This is a genomic window from Xanthomonas arboricola pv. populi (assembly GCF_002939945.1).
Classification (GTDB): Bacteria; Pseudomonadota; Gammaproteobacteria; order Xanthomonadales; family Xanthomonadaceae; genus Xanthomonas; species Xanthomonas arboricola_A.
The window spans coordinates 251885-266339 of sequence record NZ_MDEB01000007.1; the positions used below are offsets into that span (position 1 = coordinate 251885).

At 64.8% G+C, this 14455-nt stretch carries 13 protein-coding genes; 6 read left to right on the top strand and 7 right to left on the bottom strand.

Annotation, left to right across the window (positions count from 1 at the left end):
- Positions 1–53 precede the first annotated feature (53 nt).
- Positions 54–995, top strand: coding sequence for a LysR family transcriptional regulator (locus XaplCFBP3123_RS17890; RefSeq protein WP_104535232.1), 942 nt, complete (start codon positions 54–56; stop codon positions 993–995).
- 79 nt (positions 996–1074) lie between these two features.
- Here XaplCFBP3123_RS17890 and XaplCFBP3123_RS17895 read toward each other — a convergent pair whose 3' ends face one another.
- Positions 1075–1617 (bottom strand): hypothetical protein, encoded by a 543-nt coding sequence (locus XaplCFBP3123_RS17895; protein ID WP_146091378.1) that lies wholly within the window; start codon positions 1615–1617, stop codon positions 1075–1077.
- A 50-nt stretch (positions 1618–1667) separates the two neighbouring features.
- On the opposite strand from XaplCFBP3123_RS17895, the gene XaplCFBP3123_RS17900 reads away from it, so the two are divergent.
- The gene (locus tag XaplCFBP3123_RS17900) at positions 1668–1934 is read left to right on the top strand and encodes a hypothetical protein (RefSeq protein WP_146091379.1); all 267 of its coding nucleotides are present in this window, start codon (positions 1668–1670) and stop codon (positions 1932–1934) included.
- 52 nt (positions 1935–1986) lie between these two features.
- On the opposite strand, the gene XaplCFBP3123_RS17905 is transcribed toward XaplCFBP3123_RS17900, so the two are convergent.
- The 3 genes from XaplCFBP3123_RS17905 to XaplCFBP3123_RS17915 all read right to left on the bottom strand — a co-directional run bounded on the left by XaplCFBP3123_RS17905 (position 1987) and on the right by XaplCFBP3123_RS17915 (position 3962).
- Positions 1987–2178 (bottom strand): tautomerase family protein, encoded by a 192-nt coding sequence (locus XaplCFBP3123_RS17905; protein ID WP_016901156.1) that lies wholly within the window; start codon positions 2176–2178, stop codon positions 1987–1989.
- Positions 2179–2289: 111 nt separating this feature from the next.
- A complete protein-coding gene (locus XaplCFBP3123_RS17910) occupies positions 2290–3351 on the bottom strand; it encodes an alpha/beta fold hydrolase (RefSeq protein ID WP_253254241.1) in 1062 nt (353 codons plus the stop codon).
- Positions 3285–3962 (bottom strand): NADPH-dependent F420 reductase, encoded by a 678-nt coding sequence (locus XaplCFBP3123_RS17915; RefSeq protein WP_104535236.1) that lies wholly within the window; start codon positions 3960–3962, stop codon positions 3285–3287. The genes XaplCFBP3123_RS17910 and XaplCFBP3123_RS17915 overlap by 67 nt, the downstream gene beginning before the upstream one ends.
- A gap of 94 nt (positions 3963–4056) precedes the next feature.
- On the opposite strand from XaplCFBP3123_RS17915, the gene XaplCFBP3123_RS17920 reads away from it, so the two are divergent.
- The 4 genes from XaplCFBP3123_RS17920 to XaplCFBP3123_RS17935 all read left to right on the top strand — a co-directional run bounded on the left by XaplCFBP3123_RS17920 (position 4057) and on the right by XaplCFBP3123_RS17935 (position 7480).
- Entirely contained in the window at positions 4057–4938 is an 882-nt protein-coding gene (locus tag XaplCFBP3123_RS17920) for a LysR family transcriptional regulator (RefSeq protein WP_104535237.1), read from the top strand.
- A gap of 126 nt (positions 4939–5064) precedes the next feature.
- Positions 5065–5514 carry a cupin domain-containing protein gene (locus XaplCFBP3123_RS17925; RefSeq protein WP_253254242.1) on the top strand — a complete coding sequence of 150 codons (450 nt, stop codon included), beginning with the start codon at positions 5065–5067 and terminating at the stop codon, positions 5512–5514.
- Between the two features lie 89 nt (positions 5515–5603).
- The gene (locus tag XaplCFBP3123_RS17930; protein ID WP_104535239.1) at positions 5604–5963 is read left to right on the top strand and encodes a putative quinol monooxygenase; all 360 of its coding nucleotides are present in this window, start codon (positions 5604–5606) and stop codon (positions 5961–5963) included.
- A 296-nt stretch (positions 5964–6259) separates the two neighbouring features.
- Positions 6260–7480, top strand: a complete 1221-nt coding sequence (locus XaplCFBP3123_RS17935) for an MFS transporter (RefSeq protein WP_253254243.1) — start codon at positions 6260–6262, stop codon at positions 7478–7480.
- A gap of 153 nt (positions 7481–7633) precedes the next feature.
- Here the strand turns inward: XaplCFBP3123_RS17935 and XaplCFBP3123_RS17940 are convergent, their stop codons facing one another.
- The 3 genes from XaplCFBP3123_RS17940 to XaplCFBP3123_RS17950 all read right to left on the bottom strand — a co-directional run bounded on the left by XaplCFBP3123_RS17940 (position 7634) and on the right by XaplCFBP3123_RS17950 (position 14439).
- Complete coding sequence (locus tag XaplCFBP3123_RS17940) at positions 7634–10405, bottom strand: M16 family metallopeptidase (RefSeq protein ID WP_172453348.1); 2772 nt, start codon at positions 10403–10405, stop codon at positions 7634–7636.
- A 92-nt stretch (positions 10406–10497) separates the two neighbouring features.
- Positions 10498–13134: a TonB-dependent siderophore receptor gene (locus XaplCFBP3123_RS17945; RefSeq protein WP_172453349.1), complete on the bottom strand. Its 2637-nt coding sequence runs from the start codon at positions 13132–13134 to the stop codon at positions 10498–10500.
- Between the two features lie 309 nt (positions 13135–13443).
- On the bottom strand, positions 13444–14439 hold the full coding sequence (locus tag XaplCFBP3123_RS17950; protein ID WP_104535242.1) for a FecR family protein: 996 nt from the start codon (positions 14437–14439) through the stop codon (positions 13444–13446).
- Positions 14440–14455: the final 16 nt, after the last annotated feature.

Genomic DNA, 14455 nt, shown 5'->3' on the forward strand with positions numbered 1-14455 from the left:
GATTTCAAAATTCCACAAAATGGAACTCCTTAGAACCACTCCCCGGTCCGCCCATGCAAAATGAGCTCGAACTGCTGCGCATCTTCCGCAGCGCCGCTGAGTCGACCAGCTTCCGCGATGCGGCGGTCCGGCTGGGCTCCTCGCCGCAGGGCGTGACTCGGGCCATCAAGGTCCTGGAGAAGCACTATGACGAAGTACTGTTCCACCGCAGTACGCGCCAGGTGCGGATCACCGCGTTCGGCGAAGCGCTGCTGAAGCGGATCCGGCCGACCCTCGATCAGTTCGAGCAGCTCTGGCAGCCAAGCCGCCCCGACCGTGACGAAGCGGTCACCGGCATCGTCCGGGTCAGCGCACCGCACAGCCTCGGCACGCGGGCAGTGCTGCCGGCGCTGCAGCGCGTCGCCCGGCGCCACCCCGCGATCACCCTGGATGTGCGGCTTTCGGACCGAATCAGCGATGCGGTCGACGAGGGCATCGATGTGGGCGTGCGGGTCGGCTTCATGCACGACAGCCGCTTCGTCGCGCGCCAGGCCGCTAACATGTCGCTGTACACGGTGGCAGCACCGGAGCTGCTCGCGCACCTCGGCGAACCGGCCGATATCGATGCGCTGGGCGCGTTGCCCATCACCGCCTCGCTGGACATCAACACCGGGCGTCCGTGGCCTTGGTACTTCAAGGCTGGGCGACAGTGGAGCCCGACCTCCCCGGCCTTCACTGCCGATGACGCGGATATGGAAATGGGCGCCGTGCTGGCCGGCATCGCCTTTGGCCAGCTCGCCGATTACATGGCCGTCCCCTACATCGCCGAGGGCCGGCTGGTACGGGTCTTGCGGGACGTGGAGCCGGCGGCCTGGGGGTTGTATGTCTACCGCCCCCAGCGTGGGCCGGTGCCGGCGCGGATCCGCGCAGTGTTCGACGAGCTGCACGCCGCGGTTGCCACATTGCCGTCGCTGGAAAAACGTGAAGCTCCCCCTACGGCGGACACCGGCACCTAAGATGTCCGGCGGCGTCAACGGACCCTCCGCGCCCACAGCGGTCGGCATAGCGGCGGGACGAGGTGGCGTGTAACGCCGGTTAGCGGAGCAGCGCAACGCCGATGAACCGCATGTGGTGAAGGATCTCGCGCAGGATCAATAGCCTTGCCGCAAAATCGGCGTCGTGTGGCAGGCCCTGCTGGCGGGCGGTACTGCCGTAGCTGACGGCGGCCAGGCGTCCGAACAACCCTTCCACGGCCTGCAGATCCAGTTCGATCCGGCCCGCCTCCGCCCGGAACCCGGACGCCAGCACCACCTCAAAAAGCGCTTCATCGGCATACAACAGGTGGTCGGCCAGGGCCGGCAGCCCCCAGTCCTTCATGATCTCGTCCTCGACGGTGGCGATCGCCACTTCCAGTGCCGCCGCGTTCGGAAACGTTCCGTTGAAGCAGCCGTCAACCAGCATCTGGACACCAACCTGCAGCAGCCTGGCCTCGATACGCCCCTGGCAGCCGACCAGCAATTCGCTGGTTGCCGCTCCGATCCGTAACAGCACCGCGCCCTCGTCCGGGCCGGCATCTTCCAGTGCCTTCACCAGGGCGGGGTCGACATCGGCGATGTGGTGGCGGGTGGCCATGGTCAAAGGTCTACGATCCGGATGTCGCAAAGAATGTACACGGACGCGTAGCCGCCGTGATCGAGGTCGCCGCCGCGCCTCATGCCTCGGCGTTCGGCTTTCCATGGATGGTTTGCCGGTGGATCAGCAGCACCAGCAACGCCGCCCCGGCGATGGCAACCAGCCGGACGTACTCTGGAGCGCCACTGCAGCGCGTGCTGTGCCACCGCGACGACGATCAGTCGGCGGAAATGGACGCGCTGAAAACCGTGCTGACGCAGTTCCTTTCCAGCTGTGGCCACCCGGTGCCCGTGGAGCTTGACAGGGGAATGCCCGGCGCTTGATGCACCGGGCGCCCCAACGCCGATCCCCGCACCATGGCGGGGCCGGAACCGATCAGCCGGGCTCGCCGCCGAACAGCTTGCCCTCGCCCGCCCAGTCGGACGGCTTGACGTCTTCGAAGATCACGTAGATGTACTTCGGATCGGTACCGGTGTGCTTGACGATGCTTTCTGTGACATCGGCAGCGACAGCGGCCTTGGCCTTGTGGTCCTTGCCTTCAAACCAGGTGATACGTGCAACGGGCATGACATGACTCCTTTTGACTGGGTGGAAGGATCTGCAGATGGCGCACCCAGTCGGCGCCCGTCTGCACTCTACTGGCCGGTCGCGCCACCGCGGCGTGCCCGGCCGGGGATGTCAGCGATCCAGGAAATCACTCAGATCCTGAGTGAACTTGATGGGATTCTTGAACATCAAGAAGTGGTCGCCCTGCTCTTCCTTGGTATAGACGAACAGCTCCGAACCCGGGATGACGCCATGCATCCAGCGCTGGCTCGGCAGATTGTTGCTGTATTCGCCTGAGAAGATTGCCACCGGCACATCGATCTTGTGCTGGATCACGTCACGCCAGTCGTTGGTGACGTGGTCGAACAGCACCCTGCTGATCGCCTGCGGATCATTCTTGATGAAGGCGGCGGAAAACGCCTCGGAATTGACGTAATACGGCGAATCCTTGGCCATCGCGCGCTCCCAGGGGCGCAGGTCGGTGACCAGGCTGTTGAGCGGCGCACCGGTGGTGAAGCCCGCCACCATGCGCTCCGGGTCGGTAGTGGTGCCACCGGCATCAAGGCGCTGCTGCTCGGACCAGTCGGCATGCGAATAGATCGAAATCGGCTCGTCGACGAACACGGCCTTGCGGATGCTGCCGGTACCAAATAGATCGATGTAACTCCACAGCACAGAAGCACCCATCGACCAGCCGGCGTAATCCGCTTTCTTCAAGTGCAGGTGGTCGGACAACTCCTTGAGGTCCATCGCGAAGCGGGAGATCCGGCCACCATACTCCGCCCGTTGCGAAAGCCCCTGGTTGCGCGGGTCGATCACGTAGACATGGTAATGCTTGCTCAGCAGGTACATCAGGTTGATGTATTCGGCACCATTCGCAGACCAACCGGGAATGAATATCAGCGGCTTGCCGCTGCCCGCCTCCCAATAATTGATTCTGACGCCATCGGATGTTGTGAAGTCGTTGATCTGCAGGCCGGGGAAATCGGACAGCTTGTGCGGTATGCCGTCGAGCTGGTTCGGGAACGTGTAGTCCTTGCCAAGGACCTGCAATGCCGGCGCGGCGGGCGCGCTGCCGCATGCAAAGGCGAGCACTGTTGCGCAGACACCTGCGAGTAGCGGTCGATTCATGGGGGTGATACCTCTATGCGAGTTGATGAATAAGATCGAGGAATTGGCCAGGCGCTGGTCCACACCGGGGCGGAGCCCGTCCCGCCACCCAGAACATGTCCAAGCTGAACGTTCAGCAGCCCTATCGACTCCAGCAGCCGGCTGTTGCTCAGCCCGCCGGCGTCGACAGGGACAAATCCCAGCAGCGACGCCAGGTGCTGAACCTCCGCCCTGGCGCCGGGATTGTCGGCGGCGACGAAGACCTGCAGCTTCCTGCTACAGCGCGCCGGTACAGGAACCAACTGCGCGACTATCGTGTTGAAGGCCTTGACTACGAAGGCCCGTGGCTTGGCCACCTGCAACACCTCAGCCGCCGAGTCGGTCAAGCCGATCAGCAGATCCTGGCAGTCCGCGCTGATCGGGTTGCAGAGATCAACGAGGACCTTGCCGGCCAAGTCGCCGAGATTGGCAAGCGCCGCGATGGTCGCCGGATATGGCAGCGCAAGCAGCACCAGATCGGCAATTTTCACCGCTGCGGCGATGCCACCCCCCTCGCTCTCACGACCGATCCGCCTGGCGAGCGCTGCAGCCATTTCTGGCTGGCGGTCACCAATGACCAGCTCCAATCCGGCGTCGGCCATGACATGGGCGTAGGCGGTTCCGATGCTGCCGGTTCCAATGACGGCGTACTTCATACGGCCTCCGACAAATGTGGAGCGCTATCGTGACCCTGACCGACAACGCGATAAATGACTAAGATGCACCATCATTTGAAACTTTTTTTTTCCAATGGATCGCCTGACCAGTCTTGCTGTCTTCGTCAAAGCCGTGGACTTGGGCTCGTTCAGCGCGGCCGGTGCGTCCCTGCAGATGTCGTCGCAACTGGTAGGCAAGCATGTGCAGGGGCTGGAATCGCGCCTGGGCGTGCGCCTGCTGTCGCGAACCACCCGTCGTCAAAGCCTCACCGACTTTGGCCGCACGTTCTACGAACGCGCGCGCATCATCCTTGCCGAGGTGGATGCCGCCGAAAATCTGGCCGCAGAGACCCGGGCGCTGCCGATCGGCAAGCTGCGCATCAATGCACCGGTCAGTTTCGGCATGCGTACGCTGGCGACTCGCCTGCCCGATTACATGAAGATGCACCCGCAGGTCGAGGTGGACCTGACGCTCAGCAACCGTGCGGTCGACCTGATCGACGAGGGATACGACGCCGTGTTCCGGGTCGGCACCCTGTCCGACAGCGGCTTGATCGCCCGCCAACTGGCGCCTTATCGGCTAGTGCTATGCGCGTCGCCGGGTTACCTGGCGTCACATGCGCCATTGGTAACGCCGTGGGATCTGCAACAGCACGATTGCCTCGGCTTTTCGCATACCGAGCTGCGTACCCATTGGGCCTTCGACGGTCCTGATGGTCACGTCAGTATTCCTATTGCCAGCCGCCTCATGGTCGACCATGGCGAACCGTTACTGTGCGCAGCGCTGGCAGAGCTGGGCGTCCTGCTGCAGCCGCTGGAGCTTGTGCGCGAGGCGCTGATGGACGGCCGGCTCATCGAACTGCTGCCTGATTACAGGGTCCCTACGCGCCCCCTCCACGTGCTCTACGCGCCTGATAGGCGCATCACACCAAAGCTGCGCAGCTTCCTGGACTTCGCAGTAGAGGCTTTCGGCTGAGCGCGCACGCTTTAGCGCGGTGCATTGCAGTCGTTTCGTTTCAAGTCATGGGTTGGCTCTGCTGTTTATCTTCAGGCCACCGGGTCATACCGTACCTGCACACTTTGATTAGAGCAGGGAGCTGCCGTGAAAATTTTTAAATCGCTGGCGATGCTCGGCACCGTCAGCATGGTCATCGCACCGTCGGCCATGGCGGAAAACGCCAAACCCCAGTCGGAGCAGCTCATCCAATCGGATAAGGGCATCACCGGCACGCCTTATGCCAGCTATCCACAAGGGCGCCCGCAACTGACCGTATTGCGGATCAAGTTTCCCGCGCATGCCACCTTGCCCTGGCATACGCACGTGGTGCCGAATGCCGCCTACGTGGTCTCTGGACACATGCTGATCGAGGATCAGGCCACGGGCAAGAAGTACCGGATCAATGCAGGCCAAGCGTTCCCCGAAGCCGTTGGTGTCGTCCATCGAGGACTGACCGAGGAAGCGCCCGCTGAGGTCATCGTGACCTATGCGGGAACGAAAGACACCCCGCTGTCGATCCCGGTCGAAGGCGGGGAGCCCGAATTCTCCAAATAGGCGCGCCTGGTCGCTCTATTCCTTTATTTTGCTTTCGCTATGCCAGTGACCATGCGTGCCTGGCACGGCTCTCAGCTGGGTCCATCAACATGAAAAACCAAATCACCTGCGTATTCGAACTCAACATCCTCCCTGGCAAGCTGGAAGGCTTTAAGGACATCGTCAGCAGAGCCGTCGCCGCCACCCAGGCCGACCCGGGAACGCTATTGTACGAGTACAGCTTCAGCGACGATGGAACGGTGGCCCATATCGTCGAGCGTTATCATGCTGCGGCCGTGGTGCCGCACGTCGACATCACCTTCGCGCCATTCGCGCAGCCGTTCGTCGAGCACGTGCACTTCGCCCGTCTTACCGTCTACGGTGAGCCCGACGCCGAGATCCGCAAGCGGCTGGATGCCTTCGGGGCCGTCTACATGAAGCCGTTCGCAGGCTTTGACCGCTTCGATTGACGGCACAGATGCAACTCGTCCGACCCCTGGAAGGTTAGCCGCGTTCAACCGCCGCTATCAGGCGACGTGCCTGCTAGCCGGAATTCGCTTCGGGGCCCCATTTTCGCGGCTGCCCGCGTCGGTGCACAGGAAAGCCGCCCCTCCGCCGCGATATGAGCTCCCCCCTGATCAAGCAACTGCGGTAACGCGACAGTTTTATCGGGACGTGAATGCACCACCAAGGACGGGTGCTGCCACGTCGCAACGAGCGTCGCGTCTAGCCGCCTGCGCCCCCTTTTTCGGTGAGGACGTTGCCCTTGCAATCGCAGTTCCCTCCAGCTCCCACTTCCAATACAAACGGCGATCCCGCCGTCCCTGGCCACGGTAAATATGCGGCAATCATCTCCGCACTTGCCGTCGGCGGCTTCGTGATCGGCATCAGCGAGTTCGCCATCATGGGGCTGATGCCGAATGTCGCGCGCGAGTTCGGCATCGCCGAGCAGACGGTCGGCCACCTGATCAGCATCTATGCCCTCGGCGTTGTCGTCGGTGCGCCGACGCTGGCGCTGATCGCAGGCCGGGTCAGTCGCAAGACGATGCTGATCGTGCTCATGGCGGCCTATGCGGCGGCCAACCTGCTCAGCGGCCTTTCGCCCAGCTATCGCTGGATGGTGTTCTTCCGCTTCGTCTCCGGACTTCCGCACGGCGCCTTCTTCGGCCTGGCGGCGCTGGTGGCAGCCTCCGTCAGCCGTCCCCAGCAGCGCGGTGCCGCCGTGGCGCGCGTGATGCTGGGCATCACCCTGGCGCTGCTCGTCGGCAACCCGCTGGCGGTGGCCATCGGCCAGGCGCTGAGTTGGCGCTATGCGTTCTACATGGTCGCTGGCGGCGCGCTCATCACGATTGCGCTGCTGGCCTGGGCGCTCCCGCGCGACGGCCAGCAGCGGCCGCAGGCCGATGCGCTGGCGGAAATGCGCGACTTCAACAGGCCCGCGGTCTGGCTGACCCTGTGCATCGGTGCGGTGGGATTCGCCGGGATGTTCTGCGTCTTCGGCTATATGGCGCCGACGATGCTCCAAGTCACCGGGGTTTCCGACCATTGGATCCCGTTCGGCATCGCCGCCTTCGGTGCCGGCTCGATGATCGGCGCCCAGCTTGGCGGCTGGATGTTCGACAGACACGGCAGCCGCGCGGTGACGATGAGCCTGATAGGCGCGATCGCGGCCATGCTGATCTATGCCCTGGCAGTCAGGTCCCCGCTTTCGGTCATCCCCGGAATCGTACTGGTGGGCACGATGGGTACCCTGGTCCCGATCCTGCAGATCCATCTGCTCGACGTCGCGCGCGGCGCGCAGGGGCTGGCATCGGCCGCCAACCAGGCCGCGTTCAACGTCGCCAACGCACTGGGCCCCTGGTGCGGGGGGCTGGCGGTCTCGGCCGGGCTGGGCTGGGCCTCGACCGGCCTGGTGGGGGCCACCCTGGCGCTGGTCGCACTGCTCCTCTGGTCCCTGGCCCCGGCCCGACTCAAGCGGGCCCAATGAGGCCCAGGGCGGTTCGGCCACCTGGGCGGGCCCCTCTCCATCGCGACGGAACGTCCACCGGTCGACCGGCGGCAAGCCGACCCGCCCGGCCGATGCTGCCAGACTGCCACCGGAAACCGTGGCGCACACCGCTCGAAGGCACGCCGCACGCGGCTATTTTGCGCCGGCCACGCGTCGCTTCGCACCCGCGAAGTCGCCGGCCACGAACGTACTCATCGTCTCGGGGTGAAGGCGCCGCCCGATCGCAGCGTTGACCTGCTCGACGGTCAGCCCGGCGATGGTGCGCTCGAAGTCCGCGTCCCATTGCATGGTGCGGCCGAGGTAGAGATTCAGGCGCAGCCCGGAGGCGATGCTGCCATCGGTGGCGCGAGCCTCCAGGTAGGACGACAGCAGGGCGGCCTTGGCGTCGGCCAGTTCCTGCTCGGTCACACCCTCACGGATGAAACGAAGCAGCTCCTCGTGCATCGCCCCCTCGACCCGGCGCATGTTTTCCGGGGCCGAAGTGGCCTGCATGTAGAACACGCCGTTGTCGTCCTCCGGACTGACGATCACCCCGCTGCCGACGTAGTAGCTCAGGCCGTCCTGCTCGCGGATGCGGTCGCCCAGGCGCGAGGCCTTGGCGCCGCCGCCGAAGACGCGGGCGGCGACCAGCAGCGCCGGGTGGTCGGGATCGTCGACCTGGATCGGGAAATTGCTGCGCGAGACGATCACCGCGTTGGCCTTGTCCGGGGTTTCGAACATCTCGCGGACGGCCTTGCCGGGCTGGAAATACGGTTCGCGTGTACGAACGAACGGCCTGGGCGAGGTCCAGCCGGTGAATAGCGCATCGAGTTCCCTTCGCAGTTGCGCCTCGTCGAAGTCGCCTGCCACGACGACCTCGCCGTCGGCGGTTCCATAGAAGTCGCGATGGAAAGCCCGCACGTCCTCCAGCTTCACCGATTTGACGCCCGCCAGCTCGTCATCCAGCGAGCGCACAGCGCGCGGATGCCCGGACGGCCAGGGATCGAAATACTTGCGCATGGCATAGTCGACGATCTGACCCGGCTCGCGCTTGCGATCCTCCATCCCGGTGATCGATTGCGAACGGATCTGCTCGAATTCATCCTCCGGGAAAGACGGCGTACGCAGGATCTCCGCCGCCAGCCGCAGTGCCGGCAGCAGGTTGTCACGGTCGGTATCGATGCCGATGTACGCCATCTGGCCGGCACCGACCACCGAAACCCGCGCCTTCAGGTCGTCGAAGCGCTGGGAGATCTGCTCGCGGGTCATCGTGCGCGTGCCGCGCATCAGCAGATTGCCGGCGAAGCTGGCAGCGTCCTGGCGCCCGGCGATGGACCGTTCGTCGCCGAAGTGGAACATCAGCTCGGCCGAAACGCGATTGCCGCGGGACTGCTTGGGCAGGAGCGCGACCTTCAACCCCTTGCCCAGTGTCATGGTGCGTGTCCGGGCCTGGATATGCTCCGGAGAATTGTCGAATACCTCGCCGGCGGCCACCGCAGGCCGTCCCTTGTAGCGCGAGACAAGGCTCGCGACGTCGGGAGCGGCAGGGATCTCGACGCGCTCGGGTTGCGGGCTCGGGATGAAGCGCGCCAGGGTGCGGTTGGCCGGTACCAGGTATTGTCGGGCCACTCGGTTGACATCGACGACGGTGACCTTGGCAATGGCATCGCGATACACGAATCCAAGCCTCCAGTCGCCCGCGGCGATGGACTCTGAAAGCGCGTTCGCCACGCCCAGTACGTTGCTGTCCCTGGCACGATCGTACATGTTGCCGAGTCTCTGCTTCGCCGCTGCGACTTCCTCCTCCTCGAAGGGATGTGCCGCCAGCCCCTCGACCTGGTCGAGCAGCACACGCTCCACCTGTGCCGGGTCGCTGCCGAGCATGGGCGTGGCATAGAAGCCGGCCAGTCCCGGCTCCAGGAAACTGTCCACGGCGCTCTCGCTGTTGACCGCCAGCTTGGGAACCACCAGCGCCTTGTGCAGACGACCACCGGGCACAGCGCCCATGATGTTGGTCAGCACCCTGAGCGCTGCGGCGTCGGGGTGCGCCATTGCCGGTATGTGGTACCCCAGGGCGATCAGGTGCAGTTCCCCGACCCGCCTGACGGTGATCTCGCGCTCGCCGTCCTGTGCCGGCTCGACGGTGTACCGGACCGGCAGTGTCCGGAGCGGGCGTGGCACGGCACCGAAGGTGCGCTGCACCGTGGCAAGGACGCGCTGCGGGTCGAATCGGCCGGCCACGATCACGGTGGCGGTGTCGGGCTGGTACCAGGTGCGGTAGAAGGCCTGCAGCCGCTCGATCGGTACGTTCTCCACGTCGGCGCGGTTGCCGATCACGCTCTTGCCGTAGGCGTGCCACAGGAAGGCCTGGGAGGTCATGCGCTGCAGCAGCAGGCTCGTGGGCTTGTTCTCGCCGATCTCCAACTCGTTGCGGACGACGGTCATCTCGCTATCCAGCTGCTCCCGCGCAACGTTGGCGTTGACCATGCGATCGGCTTCCGCCATCAACAGCCAGTCAAGCGTCTGCTCGTTGGCAGAGAACCAGCCATAGTAGTTGGTACGGTCCTGCCCGGTGGTGCCGTTGAAGGTGATGCCCCGGCGCTTGAATTCCGCAGCGATGTTGGCGACGGTGGGTGTGCCCTTGAACAGCAGGTGCTCGAGCAGATGTGCCATGCCGCTTTCGCCATAGTTCTCATGTGCCGCACCCACCGCATAGGTGACATTGACCAGCGTCGATGAAGCGCTGGCATCGGGAAACAGCAGGACCGTTAGGCCGTTGGCCAGGTGGTACTCGCTGATGCCCTCAACGCTGGCTCCCGTGGTCACCCCTGGAGGCAGCGCAGTACGCACGCTGTCGGATGTGGTCGCACCCGCGTCAGTGGACAAAAACAAAAAGCAGGCAAGCAGCAGGGAACAACGAGACATCGGCATAGGACTCCGCGGCCGCATCAGGGCCAATCGTTGAAAAGTGACCTGCGTTCGGTAAGCGCGAAAGGCAGGCCTAAGGGGGAACTGCGTCAGAAGCTTCCGCGCAGGGACACGGTGAAGTTGCGGGGCTCGCCGTACCAGTTGCCGCCCGAGGAATTGCTGACCGTCTGGTAGTAGGTCCGGTCGAACAGGTTGTTGATGTTGAGCGCGACCGTCCAACGCTCGTCGAGCTGCAAGGCCGCGCGCGTGGAGACCACGGCGTAGCCAGGCTGCTGGAAATCGAACGCCGCAGTTCCACCCGTGCACGCCCCGGTCACCCGGTCCACCACCAGGCATGCCACCCCGCTGTAGTAGCCGCGGCTCTGCGCGTTCACGCCGCCGCCGACGTTGAGCCGGCCCAGCCAGCCGCCGCCCTGGAACTGGTAGCTGGTCCAGAGCTTGAGCAGGTGCTTGGGCAGCCGGCTCTGCAGCGGCAATCCGTTCTGAGTCGAGAGCTCGCCGGTTTCCTCGTTCTCGTTGCGCGTGTAACTGGCAGCGACTTGCCAGCCAGGCAGGATCTCGCCACTGACTTCCATATCCACGCCGCGGCTCACCCGCTTGAGATCGGTGTTGGTGATGTAGCAGCAAAAATGGGTACCGCCGTCGGGCGTGCTCAGGTCACCGTCCAGATAGGCGAAGTCCTTCTGCTCGATACGATAGGCTGCCAGCGTCGCGTTCAACCGGCCATCGCGCGCTGCCCACTTGACGCCTGCCTCGATATTGCTGCCGGTGATCGGATCGACCGTTTTGCCGTCGTGGCCCAGCAGCAGCGACTGCTCGACATAGATGTCGCTGTAGCCGACGTAGGCCGTGACGTCGTCGGTCACGTCGTAGCTCAGCGAAACGTTCGGAGGCCAGCTGATGTTGTTGGTGGAGTACTCGAAAGGATACGTGTCGTAGACCTGCCCGAACGCCCAGATATCGTCGCTGAGCCAGTCCATGCACCCCGACGGATCCTGGCAGATGCTGTCCAGCACCTCCCGGGACTCGAGGGTGCTGTAGCGCATGCCGATGTTCAGGTGCAGCGGCTCCCAGAACGTCAGGCGCAGGTTGGCGTAGGCGCCGGTCTGGCGGCTCAGGTAGGTGGGATAGCGCTGATACGCGGCCATCGCGCCGGCCTGCGCGTAGGCCGGGTCGTAAGGATCGAAGCCGAAGACGTTGACCGGGACGCTGTCGGAATCCAAGGGGACGTATCGGGTCAACCCGGCACCATCGGCTTTCATGTAGTTGGCGCCGACGACCAGTTGCTGCTCGTGGCCGAACAGCTTGAAGGTGCCATTGAGCGTGAGGTCGGCAGCGATCTGCTTGCTGGCGCCGTCCTCCTTGATCTGATCCATCTGCGGGCCCGTCAGCACCCCCGGATTGACCGCGCCGCCGACCACGCCGTAGGTCCAGGTCCGCTCCTGCTTGGTCCGCGTGACGTTCAACTTCAGGCCCCAGTGCTGGCCCAGTGCCTGTTCCACCTGACCATAGAGCTCGGTGGTGTCGAACTCGTAGCTGTTCCAGGGAAAGCAGAAGCAGGTCTTTGGCGACAGGCCCAGGTCGCTGCCGTCCACGTAGCGCGGCAGGCCGCCGGCGAACGGCAGTGCGTCCTGCCAGGTACGGCTGGCGCCGACGCTAACCAGCGTGGACGGCGTCAGGTCGTACTCCAGCACGCCGTTGACCACCGTCTTCTCGTTGCGTGCGATGTCGTAGAAGTAGTTCTGGTCCTGCCAGACGAGGATGCCGCGTCCACGCAGCTTTCCGTCCAGCCCCAGCGGACCGGTCGCATCCAGCGTCGTGCGGTAGTTGCTCCAGCTTCCCGCCTGGGCTTCCACGACCACCTGGCGATGGTCGAGCGGGCGCTTGCGCAGCAGGCTGATCACCCCGCCCGGCGCACCGTACCCGTTGAACAGGCCATCGGCGCCGCGCAGGATCTCGGCATGGTCGTACAGCGCCATGTCCAACTGCGGCACCATGCCGAAGCTGGTGGTGGAGGCGATGTCCAGCGGCGCGCCGCCATCGATCTGCAGGCGCTGGATGCGAAAGCCCCGCGAATAGAACTCCGCCTCCAGCGGGCCGTTGCTGCCGGTGATGGTGCTCACGCCCGCGCTCTGGGCCATCAGCGCGGAGAAATCGGTGAGGTTCTGCTCGACGATGCGCTCGTGCGTGACCACGCTGACCGATTGCGGCGTGTCCTTGATCGACAGCGGGATCTTGCTGGCGATGCCCAGCGCGTCGCTGGTGTAGCTGCCGCTGCCCTCGGTGGCGGTCACGTCCGTGCTTCCATTGATGCCAGCCATGGCCCGGCTGCTGCCATCGCCCTCCACACGCAGCGGGCCGAGCATGCGCGTGCTGCCGGCGTCTGGGATCTCCTCGATGACCACCGTGCGCGGGCCGGCGAACCGGAAGGTCATGCCGCTTCCCGTCAGCAACCGGGTCAGGCCCCCCTCGATGGAGTAGCTGCCCCGCAGGCCCTCGGTGCGCTTGCCGTCGGTCAACCGACTGTCGACGTTGAATTGAAGGCCGGACTGGGTGCCGAAGCGCAGCAAGGCGTTGCTGAGCGGTCCGGCAGGCACATCGAAATCGCGTGTCTGCCCCTGCTGCACGAGTGTCTCCTGAGCGCTAGCCACCGGCGCCACGCCCCAGGTGAAGGCACCCACTGCCGCTGCAACTGCCACCAGCGTGCCCTTCGCACATCGCTGCACCATCCATTCGAAAACCCAAGCCTGTGAAGCGCTGAAAGCTCTGTGCCTCATCCCTTTTCCCCATGGTTATCGTCGATCACGCTCCGGTAGTGCCATCCGGACGAACCCGAGCCCGATCCGTGCGCCTCCCACGCGCGGCCGGATCTCTTAAAGGGGTAATGCTTGAGGAGGCCGAAGTTGACAATTGGACAACGATGAGCAAACCGCGATCGCGCTCGACCCGGGGCGCTGCCTGGTGGGCGCGCCGACCTGAAATTCCGGCGAACGGACCGGTCGCTCAGCGTGGCCGCGCGGACCCGAGCGCGTGCGTCAGGATGCGTGGATCCAGACGATCGGCCCGATGCGGGTCACCTTGATGGGCAAGGACTGCTCCAGCGTGTCGTACCACTCGTCAAGGCGCGCCAGGTCCACGATCGAACTCACGCGCTGCTGCCTGGCGTGCGGATAGCTGACCAGCACCAGACGCCGGTCGTAGCGCTTGAGGTCGTCCAGCACCTCGCCGATACGGCGATTCTCGAACTGCAGGCGTCCAGTGCGCCAGGACAGCGCCTGTTCCGCGTTGACCGCTTCGATGTGCGGCGCCGGTTCGCCGGAATGGACGCGAACGCGCTCGTCCGCGGTGACGAACACGGCGCCGCCGCCCTCCCTGGCGACTCGCACCTTGCCTCGCTGCACAGTCACCACGACCTCTCTGCCTTCGCGGCGAACGCCGAAGGCCGTGCCCAGCACCGTGACCTGGCCGCCGCCGGCATCCACGGTGAACGGATGCTGCGGATCGTGGGCCACGTCGAAGTAGGCTTCGCCGCGTGCCAGGTCGATATGGCGCCGATTCCCATCGACACGCACGTCGGCGGCACTGCCGGTGTTCAACCACATGGTGCTGCCATCGGCCAGGGCAAGGGTCCGCTGCTCGCCGATGCCGGTGGTCTGGTCGAATCGCCAGTCCCGCTGCCACTGCCCCCCCAGCGTCGCGACCAGCAGCAATGCTGCCGCAGTCGCCAGCGCCGGACGGCGCCAACGGCGTCGCGTCCGGACCTGGCGCCGTTGCGCTGCGGAGGCAGGAAGACTCGCCATCACCGGCGCGTACTGCGCCTCCAAGGGCTCTCCGATCATCAGCCACAAGTGCCGAGCCTTGTTCAGCGCCTTCTCGTGACTGGCGTCCGAATCGCGCCATCGCTCGAACTCGGCCAGTGCATCGGCGTCGACCTCGCCCGTGGCAATACGTGAAACCCACGCAAGCGCCTGGTCCATCGGATCGCTGGCATCCAACTCCATCTTCGTCCGCATTGTGTCGTCGTTACTCATCTGCCTGTTCCTCTAA